This is a genomic window from Pseudomonas sp. AKS31, assembly GCF_023634765.1.
In the GTDB taxonomy this organism is placed as follows: Bacteria; Pseudomonadota; Gammaproteobacteria; order Pseudomonadales; family Pseudomonadaceae; genus Aquipseudomonas.
The window spans coordinates 690,844-702,091 of sequence record NZ_JAMLFX010000001.1 but is presented as its reverse complement, the minus strand read 5'-3'; the positions used below and the strand labels follow the sequence as shown (position 1 = coordinate 702,091).

The 11,248-nt window shown below is 60.3% G+C and carries 10 protein-coding genes; 2 read left to right on the top strand and 8 right to left on the bottom strand.

From position 1 onward, the window contains the following. Positions 1 to 27: 27 nt before the first annotated feature. From M9827_RS03105 to pcaR, 8 genes are all read right to left on the bottom strand, one after another. Positions 28 to 1,323, bottom strand: a complete 1,296-nt coding sequence (locus M9827_RS03105) for an MFS family transporter (RefSeq protein WP_250603372.1) — start codon at positions 1,321 to 1,323, stop codon at positions 28 to 30. Positions 1,324 to 1,533: 210 nt separating this feature from the next. Beyond that, the gene (gene pcaG / locus M9827_RS03100; RefSeq protein ID WP_250603370.1) at positions 1,534 to 2,100 is read right to left on the bottom strand and encodes a protocatechuate 3,4-dioxygenase subunit alpha; all 567 of its coding nucleotides are present in this window, start codon (positions 2,098 to 2,100) and stop codon (positions 1,534 to 1,536) included. 1 nt (position 2,101) lies between these two features. Next, entirely contained in the window at positions 2,102 to 2,806 is a 705-nt protein-coding gene (pcaH, locus tag M9827_RS03095) for a protocatechuate 3,4-dioxygenase subunit beta (protein WP_250603368.1), read from the bottom strand. A gap of 36 nt (positions 2,807 to 2,842) precedes the next feature. Continuing rightward, the gene (gene pcaF / locus M9827_RS03090; RefSeq protein ID WP_250603366.1) at positions 2,843 to 4,048 is read right to left on the bottom strand and encodes a 3-oxoadipyl-CoA thiolase; all 1,206 of its coding nucleotides are present in this window, start codon (positions 4,046 to 4,048) and stop codon (positions 2,843 to 2,845) included. Continuing rightward, a complete protein-coding gene (locus tag M9827_RS03085) occupies positions 4,045 to 4,824 on the bottom strand; it encodes a CoA-transferase subunit beta (RefSeq protein WP_064393051.1) in 780 nt (259 codons plus the stop codon). The genes pcaF and M9827_RS03085 overlap by 4 nt, the downstream gene beginning before the upstream one ends. After that, complete coding sequence (locus M9827_RS03080; protein ID WP_041070518.1) at positions 4,824 to 5,681, bottom strand: CoA transferase subunit A; 858 nt, start codon at positions 5,679 to 5,681, stop codon at positions 4,824 to 4,826. Before M9827_RS03080 ends, M9827_RS03085 begins: the two co-directional genes overlap by 1 nt. Positions 5,682 to 5,942: 261 nt before the next feature. Next, complete coding sequence (pcaK, locus tag M9827_RS03075; RefSeq protein ID WP_127926124.1) at positions 5,943 to 7,289, bottom strand: 4-hydroxybenzoate transporter PcaK; 1,347 nt, start codon at positions 7,287 to 7,289, stop codon at positions 5,943 to 5,945. Between the two features lie 294 nt (positions 7,290 to 7,583). Beyond that, entirely contained in the window at positions 7,584 to 8,426 is an 843-nt protein-coding gene (pcaR, locus tag M9827_RS03070; RefSeq protein ID WP_007917109.1) for a pca regulon transcriptional regulator PcaR, read from the bottom strand. A gap of 652 nt (positions 8,427 to 9,078) precedes the next feature. Between pcaR and M9827_RS03065 the strand changes: the two genes are divergently transcribed. Together M9827_RS03065 and M9827_RS03060 are read left to right on the top strand one after the other, a co-directional pair. After that, positions 9,079 to 9,279, top strand: coding sequence for a hypothetical protein (locus M9827_RS03065; protein WP_008080067.1), 201 nt, complete (start codon positions 9,079 to 9,081; stop codon positions 9,277 to 9,279). A 374-nt stretch (positions 9,280 to 9,653) separates the two neighbouring features. Further along, positions 9,654 to 11,129 (top strand): inorganic phosphate transporter, encoded by a 1,476-nt coding sequence (locus M9827_RS03060; protein WP_064119763.1) that lies wholly within the window; start codon positions 9,654 to 9,656, stop codon positions 11,127 to 11,129. Positions 11,130 to 11,248 lie beyond the last annotated feature (119 nt).

Here is an 11,248-nt window from a genome sequence, read left to right as displayed (position 1 = left end):
GGGCCATTACGGCCCGCGCGCATCGGGTTAGAGATCGTGGTGCAAATACGCCGCCTGTTTCGGCAGGCGCAGGCTGAACAGGAACGCGATCGCCATCATCGCCGTCACGTACCAGTAGAAGGTGTTTTCCATGCCGATGTTCTTCATGCTCAGGGCGACGAATTCCGCCGAACCGCCGAAGATCGCATTCGCCACCGCGTAGGCCAGACCGACGCCAAGTGCACGGACTTCCGGCGGGAACATTTCGGCTTTTACCAGGCCGCTGATCGAGGTGTAGAAACTGACGATCGCCAGCGCCACGGTGATCAGCACAAACGCGAGGAACGGGCTGTTGACGCTTTTCAGGCTCAACAGAATCGGCACAGTGAACAGCGTACCGAGCGCGCCGAACCAGAGCATCGAATTACGTCGACCGATCTTGTCGGCGAGCATACCGAACAGCGGCTGCATGCACATATACAGGAACAGCGCGCCGGTCATGATGTAGCTGGCAGTCTTGGCGTGCATGCCGGCGGTGTTCACCAGGTATTTCTGCATGTAGGTGGTGAACGTGTAGAAAATCAGCGAGCCACCGGCGGTGTAACCGAGCACGGTGATGAACGCAGCTTTGTGATCGCGGAACAACGCGCTGATGCTGCCGGCGTCTTTGTGTTCGCGGGTTTCCTTGTTGGTGGTTTCTTTCAGCGAACGACGCAGGAACAGCGAAATCAGCGCCGCCACCGCACCGACCACAAACGGAATCCGCCAGCCGTAGGCGCGCAGATCGTCTTCGGTGAGGAATTGCTGCAGCACCACCACCAGCGACACGGCCAGCAGTTGGCCGCCAATCAACGTCACGTACTGGAACGAGGCGAAAAATCCGCGCTGGCCCTTGAGCGCGACTTCGCTCATATAGGTGGCAGTGGTGCCGTACTCACCGCCGACCGACAGCCCTTGCAGCAAACGTGCGAACAACAGCAGGACCGGCGCCCAGACGCCGATGTCCTTGTACGTCGGCAGGCAAGCAATCAGCAGAGAGCCGAAGCACATCATCAGAATCGAGATGAGCATCGAATTCTTGCGCCCGTGCTTGTCAGCGACCCGGCCGAAAATCCAGCCGCCAATCGGACGCATCAGGAAGCCGGCAGCGAACACGCCGGCGGTGTTGACCAGTTGCACCGTCGGGTTGTCGGAGGGGAAAAACGCCGGGGCGAAATAGATCGCGCAAAAGGCGTAGACGTAGAAGTCGAACCATTCGACGAGGTTGCCGGACGAGGCGCCGACAATGGCAAAGATGCGCTTGCTGCGCTCTTCGCCGGTGTAATGGGAGGTGGTCGTTGTCATTGTTTTTCACTCGATAGGGACAGTGAGAGTCTAGACATACTTTGCAACAGTCCCGTTCCACATCCTGTATTGATCGTTCCCACGCTCCGCGTGGTAACGCATCCGGTGACGCTCCGCGTCACGGTGGACGCGGAGCGTCCATGGCATCATTCCCACGCAGAGCGTGGGAACGATCATGCAGGAGCTGCCGCAGGCGGCGATCTTTTGATCTTAATAATCGAAGAACACCGTCTCGGCATCAGTGCCCTGCAGAACCACATTCCACTGGTACACACCCGAGGCGTCCTGCTTGGCCAGCAACGTGCTGCGACGCTCGGCCGGCACACATTCCAGCAACGGATCATTCACGTTCGCCGGTTCGCCTTCAAAGTAGATCCGCGTCAGCAAGTGCTTGACTAGGCCACGGGCAAACACCAGCACCACCAGATGCGGCGCCTGCGTCGACCCCTTCAGGCCCTCAACCGTGCCCGGTTTGATCGTGGTGAAACGGAAGCGCCCTTCCGCGTCCACCGGCACCCGGCCAAATCCTTCAAAGTTCGGATCAAGCGGTTTGTCCTGCTCGTCTTCCGGGTGGTCGTACTTGCCGGCGGCGTTGGCCTGCCAGACTTCGAGCATGGCGTCGTTGACGACATCGCCGTTGCCATCCACCACCTGCCCGGTGATCGCCACGCGCTCGCCGAGGGTTTGCTCGACGGTGAGGTTTTCGCGGTTCAGCCAGGTCAGGCCGATGTGGTAATACGGCCCGACGGTGTGGGACGTGGTCGCAGTCAGCGTCATCTTATTTCTCCATCGGCGTGGCTTCACGCCCGCGCAGCACGATGTCCCAGCGGTAACCGAGGGCGTAGGACGGAATGGTTTTTTCCAGATCGAAACGGGCGATCAGGCGTTCCTTGGCCGAGGTGTCCGGCACGCAGTTGTAGATCGGGTCGTAGGCCAGCAGCGGATCGCCCGGGAAATACATTTGCGTGACCAGCCGGGTAAGGATGCTCGGCCCGAACAGCGAAAAGTGGATGTGCGCCGGGCGCCAGGCGTTGTGGTGGTTGCCCCACGGGTAGGCGCCGGGCTTGATGGTCTGGAACTGATACCAGCCGTCGGCGTCGGTGACGGTGCGACCGGTGCCGGTGAAGTTCGGGTCCAGCGGCGCGTCGTGCAGGTCGCGCTGGTGGTTGTAGCGACCGGCGGCGTTGGCCTGCCAGATCTCGACGAGAATTCCCGGCACCGGCAGACCGTTTTCGTCGAGCACGCGACCGTGAATGATGATGCGCTCACCCAGCGGTTCGCCGCTGTGCTGTGCGGTCAGGTCGTTATCGCGGTCGCCCACGCGCTCGGCACCGATGGTCGGCCCGGTGATTTCCGACAGCGAATGCGGCAGAAACACCAGTGGCTTGGACGGCGAGCGCAGGTTGGTGGATTGATACGTCGGGTGCAGGTATTCAGGCTGAGTGCCTTCCTGCGGACGACGGTAACCAGGCTTGTCAGACATGTCGCTTTCCTCTGTTCTATTTCGTCACGGCTTGCGTCAGACGCGTTCGATGGCCAGGGCCAGACCTTGGCCGACACCGACGCACATGGTCGCCAGACCTTTCTTGCCGCCGGTCTTTTCCAGTTGATGCAGTGCGGTCAATACCAAACGTGCACCGCTCATGCCCAACGGGTGACCGAGGGCAATCGCGCCGCCATTCGGGTTGACCTGCGCGGCGTCGTCGGCCAGACCCAGTTCACGCAGCACCGCCAGGCCTTGGCTGGCAAACGCTTCGTTGAGTTCGATCACATCAAAATCGCTGACCGCCACGCCGAGGCGTTCGATGAGCTTGCGCACCGCCGGCACCGGGCCGATGCCCATCACGCGTGGCGCAACCCCGGCGCTGGCCATGCCGAGCACTTTGGCGCGGGCGATCAGGCCATGCTTTTTCACCGCTTCGGCGGACGCGAGAATCAGTGCGGCAGCACCATCGTTGACCCCGGAGGCATTGCCGGCGGTGACGGTTTTGTCCGGGCCGTTGACGGGTTTCAGCTTGCTCAGTGCTTCAATCGTCGTATCGGCGCGCGGATGTTCGTCCTGGCTGACCACGGTTTCGCCTTTCTTGTGGGCGATGCGCACTTCGACGATTTCGTCAGCGAAGTAGCCCGCAGCCTGCGCGGCGGCAGTACGTTGCTGACTGCGCAGGGCGAACGCGTCCTGATCGGCGCGCGACACTTTATAGTCGTCGGCGACGTTGTCGGCGGTCTGCGGCATCGCATCGACGCCATACTGCGCCTTCATCAACGGGTTGATGAAACGCCAGCCGATGGTGGTGTCTTCCAGTTTCATATTGCGCGAAAACGCTGCGTCAGCCTTCCCCATCACGAACGGCGCGCGGGACATCGACTCGACGCCGCCAGCAATCGCCAGCTCCATCTCGCCGCTGGCGATCGCACGGAACGCCGTGCCGATCGCATCCATGCCCGAAGCGCAGAGACGATTGAGGGTCACGCCCGGTACGGTTTCCGGCAGACCGGCCAGCAGCAGCGCCATGCGCGCGACGTTGCGATTGTCTTCGCCGGCCTGGTTGGCGCAACCGAGGAACACTTCGTCGATGGCGTTCCAGTCCACCGACGGATTGCGTTCCATCAGGGCCTTGATCGGCACAGCGGCCAGGTCGTCGGCGCGAACGGCAGACAAACCGCCGCCGAAACGGCCGATCGGGGTGCGAATCGCGTCGCAGATATAAACGTCACGCATCATGCTTCTCCCGGTGCCTGGCCGTGGGCGGCGGCAGTACGCGCTTCGAGATCGCGCAGCGCAGTCAGTTCGACTTCAGTCGGTTCAGCGGTGTTTTCAACATGCTCGGCAAAACGAATCGCCCAACCGGTGGCCGCGACCACTTGCTCGCGGGTCACGCCCGGGTGCAGCGCGGTGACCACGAATTCGTGGGTGCCTTCTTCCGGTTCCATGATGCACAGGTCGGTGATGATCCCGACCGGACCGGCGCCCGGCAGGCCCAGACGTTTGCGCGAATCACCGCCCTCGCCGTGACCGACCGAGGTGATGAAATCGAGTTTGTCGACGAACGAACGCGCCGACTGTTTAAGGATGATCAACACGCTTTTTGCCGAACCGGCAATTTCCGGCGCGCCACCGGCACCCGGCAGACGCACTTTCGGCGAGAAGTAATCGCCAACCACGGTGGTGTTGATGTTGCCAAAACGGTCGACTTGCGCGGCGCCGAGAAAACCGACGTCGATGCGTCCGCCCTGCAACCAATAGCGAAAAATCTCACCGGTCGGTACGACGGTGTCTGCGGTTTCCGCCAGTTCGCCATCACCAATGGACAGCGGCAATACGCTTGGCTTGGCGCCAATCGGGCCCGACTCGTAGATCAACACTACATCAGGCGAAGAAGTCAGGCGCGCGAGGTTGGCGGCTTTCGACGGCAGGCCGATACCGACGAAGCACACCGAGCCGTTCTTCAGCCGACGGGCCGCCGCGACGGTCATCATTTCATTGGTGGTGTAAGTCATTACTTGGCCTCCGAAGCAGCGGCCAACTTGGCCTGGAACGCACTGAAGTCAGCGCAGCCATGGATGTATTCGTTGATCCACGCGGTAAACGTCTCACGGTCACGGGCGATCGGATCCCACGCCTGGTAGAAACGATTGTCACGCTCGGTGTAACCGTGGGCGTAGGACGGATGTGCGCCGCCGGGTACGTGGCAGACTGCGCTCAAGGCCCAGGTCGGCAGGACGCAGGCGTTCATCGGTGCGTTGAGGTTGTCGACGATTTCTTCAACAGTGACGATGCAGCGCTTGGCGGCCAGCGCCGCTTCTTTCTGCACGCCGAGAATGCCCCACAGCAGTACGTTGCCTTGGCGGTCGGCTTTCTGTGCGTGGATCACGGTCACGTCCGGGCGCACCGACGGCACTGCCGCCAACACTTCACCGGTGAATGGGCAGGTCACAGACTTGATCAGCGGATTGACCTTCGGCAGGTCGGAGCCGGCGTAGGCACGCAGCACCGCGAACGGCAGGCCGGAGGCGCCAGCGACGTAGGCGTTGGCCAGGTCGGCGTGGCTGTGCTCTTCGATTTCCAGCGCATGCGGCCATTGTTTCTCGACCGCGTCACGCAGGCGGTGCAGCGAACCGACACCCGGGTTGCCGCCCCAGGAGAAAATCAGTTTGCGTGCGCAACCGGCACCGATCAGTTGGTCGTAGATCAGGTCAGGCGTCATCCGCACCAGTGTCAGATCTTTCTTGCCCTGACGAATGATTTCATGACCCGCTGCCGTAGGGATCAGGTGAGTGAAGCCTTCGAGTGCGACGGTGTCACCGTCGTTGACGAATTGCTTCACCGCATCGTGCAGCGAAAGGATCTCAGCCATGGAGCGGGCTCCTGTTTTTGTATGAATCGCCAGTGATAAAAAGGCGCGAGGTTCAGCGCCGGAGTCACTGCAGATTAAGCGCGGTAAAACCGCCAAACAATCCGATAATCGACTGAGTGTTCGTTTATCGAACAGATTGTTGCCAGCCTATCGGTCCGTGTTGCCTGCAAAAGATCGCAGCCTTCGGCAGCTCCTACAGGGTTACGCGTTCACATGTAGGAGCTGCCGAAGGCTGCGATCTTTTCGCTTTACATCGAAATATCAGGTCGCATCCGCATGACTGACCATGCCTTTGATCACCACCGCCGTGGTCGCCAATGCCGCCGGAATCACCAACGCCGTCAGCACTTGTTCAAAATTCCAGCCCAGGCCCAACAACGTTGCGCCCATCCACGCCCCGAGAATCGCGCCGAAGCGGCCAATCCCCAGCATCCACGAGACCCCGGTCGCCCGCCCCTGGGTCGGATAAAACCGCGCCGCCAGCGACGGCATCGCCGATTGCGCGCCGTTGACGCACATCCCCGCCACCAGTACCAACGTCGCCAGCAAGGTGATATTGCCCAGGCTCTGCCCCACCGCGTAGGCAAACACCCCCGCCAGCAGATAGAACGTGCCGATGACCTTGTGCGGGTTGAAGCGGTCCATCGCCCAGCCCACCGCAACCGCGCTCAACACCCCGCCGAACTGGAACAACGCACCGATAAACGCGGCTTGCTCCATGCTCGCGCCGCTGTCACGCATCAGCGTCGGCAGCCAACTGGTCAGCAGATAAACGATCACCAGTCCCATGAAGTAGGTCAGCCACAGCAGCAAAGTGCCGGTGCTGTAAGTGCCGGAGAAGATCACCGCGAACACGTTGCGCGCCTTGACGGTTTTCTGTTCCGGTACGCTGAAACTTGCGGCCTGGGCGACGGTAGCCGGATCGATCGGCGCCAGGGTTTTGCGGATCTTGTCGGTGCCACGATTGCGCACCACCAGATAACGCGCTGACTCCGGCAGCCAGAACAGCAGCACCACGGCGAGGATCAACGGCAGGATCCCGCCGATCAGTAACAGACTGTGCCAGCCGAACGCCGGAATCAGTTTCGCGGAAATGAACCCGCCGCCGGCCATGCCGAGGTTGAAGCCACAGAACATGCTGGTCACCAACAGCGACTTCTTGCGTTCCGGGGTGTATTCCGAAAGCAGCGTAGTGGCGTTCGGCATACCTGCGCCGAGACCCAGACCGGTCAGGAAGCGCAGCACCAGCAACTGTTCAACGTTGGAGCTGTACGCCGACGCCAGACTGAAAGCGCCGAACAGCACCACGGCGCCGACGAGGACGACTTTTCGCCCAAAGCGGTCTGCCAAAGGGCCTGACCCCAAGGCGCCGAAGACCATGCCGATCAGCGCGGCACTCATCACCGGGCCGAGGCTGGCGCGGTCGATGCCCCAGTCCTGGGACAGCGCCGGGGCAATAAAGCCCATCGCGGCGGTGTCGAGGCCATCGAGAAAGACAATCAGGAAACACAGGATCACCACGCGCCACTGATAGCGCGAGATCGGTTGGGCATTGATGAAGGTCTGCACGTCGAGGCAGTTACCCACAGCGGACTGAGGCTGGTTCATTATTTTTATTCCACGCAAAAAACGCAGTCGAACGGCGGCCGGCCAGAGAGCGGCACGGTCACAAGAATAGAAGGTGTGGATCAGGCGTTGCGGTCAATCCGGCAACAGCGGAGGGAGCGGAGACAGTCGGGGAACATGCGCATGGTGAGTTGCCTCTTGTCATTATTATGGGAGTCGACCGTCCGGCGGGCTCATTCACATCAGCGCCGGATGACGCTGCCGCGACATTAATGATCCGAGGGTTTTAGCGTCAATTCGATAAACGCAACACTGTGCGTTTATCGAACAGCTTCATCAGGCGAACAACTGCGCACTAAGGTCGCGGCTGGCGCTAAGCAGACCCGGCAAGAACCGCTGCTCCAGTTCGGTACGGCTGACGCGCCCGGCGTGGGTGCTGACGTTGAGCGCCGCGACGACCTGGCCGGAAGCGTCGTAGACCGGCACGGCAATCGAACGCAGGCCTTGTTCCAGTTCCTGATCGACGATGCACCAGCCTTGCTGCCGCACTTCCTGCAGGCATTCGAGCAACGCGTCGGGGGTGTGAATCGTGCGGCTGGTCTTGGCGACCAGTTCGGCGTGATCGAGGTATTCACGCAGCGACGTGTCATCAAGGGCCGCCAGCAGAATCCGCCCCATCGAGGTGCAATACGCCGGCAGGCGCCCGCCCACCGACAAATCCACCGAGATCAGCCGCTGGGTGGTCGCCGAGCGCGCAATGTAGAGAATGTCGTCGCCCTCGAGCGTGGCCATGTTGCAGGCTTCATGCAGTTGCTCGCTCATACGGTCCAGGTACGGCTGGGCCGATACCGCCAACGGCGTCGACGACAGATAGGCGTGGCCGAGGGTCAGCACTTTGGGCAGCAATGAATAGGTGCGCCCGTCCGTGGTGGCGTAACCGAGTTTGATCAGCGTATGCAGGCAACGGCGCACGGCGGCGCGGGGAATCTCCGTGCGGTGGCTGATCTGGGCGATGGTCAGGTGGCGTTTGCGCTCCTGAAACGCCTGCACCACCGCCAACCCCCGGGCCAGCGAGGTCATGAAGTCCGGATCACCGGTCAGCGCCTGGATACGTTTGGCCGGCGAGGCAACGATCGGCGGTGCCACGGAGGTGAAGGAGTTGCGCATTTGATCGTTCATTTGTTGTCCTGTTATCCGGCACGGATCAATGGGCTATACAAGCGGCTCGCCAAGCAATGCACAAGCGCTGGGCCTGCAAGATTGGGCGATTATCGAACCGCCGATCGATAATCGCAATCAGCTGTGCGGCTCGCCTCAAACGCTTCGAGGGTTCGACTCAACTTTGGCTTTTATCTGAATCAGCGCCTTAGTTGTTCGACTAAATGGCGCCAAAAACAGATCGTTCGCTAAATAATCGGCGCTCTGCACTTCAACTTGCGACAAAAGTTACGAGTCACAAAACAATCACACATCCGGAACCGTTTTTAACTTGGCAAAGATAGTCATTCCTGAATCGGCCGCTATAATGCACCTCAGTGGCAACTCGCTTTTAATCATCGAGGTCGCCATTCGCTGCGGCGATGTCCATCGCCAACAGCCCGGCCAGCGCCCGACGCGCATCACTCATGCAACGCCTGCGCTCGCTGAAACAGGAAACTGATGCTGCGTCAGTTTTTATCTGGTGCCGTAGCCGCCTGTAACACGGAAGTCTTGATCGCCCCACCGTTTACACCAATGCCTGTCCAGGCGTTGAACTCGCGGCGGCTGCGTTCAATCGATTCGTTGCAGTGCGTTTCACCAGACACTTAACTCAACTCATACAGGTAGCACTGTGACGAAAGACGAACTGCGCGCGGAACTTGAGCGCCAGGAACAACGTTACAAGGAAGTTTACGGCGGGGAAGTCACCACCTACGCCGCTCAGCCCGAACCGGAACGCAAAGCATGGCGTAAACGCCCTACCGTTCAGGATCAGGTCTTCAAGCAGGAAATCGAAAAGATCGAAAAGGAACTCAAAGCCGAAGAGCCTTGAGCGACGGTTTTCGGATCTTTTGAAGGTTTGCGTCCACACCGGTTACAAGCGCGGTGGAACGACGATGCCTTGCGCGCCCGCTACCCGCGGGCAGCGGCCATTACCCGGTCTGGTTGACTGAGAATGGGCGTCCTACAGGTTTCAGAGATATTTCAGACAAGCGTTTGAGACCACTCAACGCCGGTAAAAACGCCTGTCAAAAATGGCTTTTATCAATTAAATCAACCACTTGAAAAACCCTGCGCTCCGCTAGGTTTTCATGTGCTGCAACAAATTAAATCGAAGAAGTGTGAAACCGATGAGCAGGTAGGGGATCGATTTCCAGTCTTTTCTGGCATAATCGCGCCCCCTTACGACCGGGTCAGAAAACCTTCATGATCGATTTATTCAGCGGACTGGATGCTTGGGTGCTTGTGAGCCTCTTGCTCGCCCTGACGTTTGTCCTCGCCTTCGAGTTCATCAATGGATTTCATGACACCGCTAACGCGGTAGCCACTGTTATCTACACCAAAGCCATGCCGCCCCACCTGGCGGTGTTCTTTTCCGGTGTGTTCAATTTCCTCGGCGTGCTGCTGGGCGGCGTTGGCGTGGCGTACGCCATCGTCCATTTGCTGCCGGTTGAACTGCTGATCAATGTGAACACCGGCCATGGCCTGGCAATGGTGTTCTCGTTGCTCGCCGCGGCAATCGCCTGGAACCTGGGCACCTGGTACTTCGGTATCCCGGCTTCCAGCTCGCACACCCTGATCGGCTCGATCCTCGGTGTCGGCCTGGCGAACGCCCTGATCAACGACATTCCGTTGGCCGACGGCGTGAACTGGCAGAAAGCGATCGACATCGGCGCCTCGCTGGTGTTCTCGCCAATGGCCGGTTTCCTGATCGCCGCGCTGATCCTGATCGGCCTGAAATGGTGGCGTCCGCTGTCGAAGATGCACAAGACGCCGGAACAGCGCCGCAAGATCGACGACAAGAAGCATCCACCGTTCTGGAACCGTCTGGTCCTGGTGATCTCGGCCATGGCCGTGAGCTTCGTGCACGGTTCCAACGATGGCCAGAAAGGCATCGGCCTGATCATGCTGGTGCTGATCGGTATTGTCCCGGCGCAGTTCGTGCTCGACCTGAACAGCACCACGTACCAGATCGAACGCACTCGCGATGCGACCCTGCACCTGAGCCAGTTCTACCAGCGCAATGCCGATTCGCTGGGTGAATTCCTGGCCCTGGGCAAAAGCGTGGAAGGCGACCTGCCGGAGAAATTCCGCTGCAACCCGCAGCAGACCGAACCGACCATCAGCGCCCTGCTGCACACGCTGAAAGGCGTAGCGGACTACCATTCGCTGTCGTCAGACAGCCGTATCGAAGTGCGTCGCTACCTGCTCTGCCTGGACGACACCGCGAAGAAGGTTGGCAAGCTGCCTGGCCTGGAAGCCCGTGAAAAGGCAGACCTCGACAAGCTGCGCAAAGACCTGACCACCACCACCGAATACGCCCCGTTCTGGGTGATTCTGGCGGTGGCCCTGGCCCTTGGCCTCGGCACCATGGTTGGCTGGAAACGCGTAGTGCTGACCATCGGTGAGAAGATCGGCAAGCAGGGCATGACCTATTCTCAGGGCATGTCTGCGCAGATCACTACTGCCAGTTTGATCGGTATGGCCAACATTTTCAGCCTGCCTGTGTCGACCACTCACGTTCTGTCCTCGGGCGTGGCGGGCACCATGGTCGCGAACAAGAGCGGCCTGCAGGGTGGCACGGTGCGTACCATTCTGTTGGCGTGGGTGTTGACCCTGCCGGCGACTGTGGCGCTGTCGGCTGGTTTGTTCTGGCTGGCGTCGAAGGCGCTGGGTAGCTGATAGCTAGCGGCACATGAGAAAGGCGTGATTCGAGAGAATCGCGCCTTTTTTGTTTATGGGGTTTTGGGATTGGGATTGGGGGCATATCCGTTGCTGCGGGTGCTGCCGCTGGCGGTTTT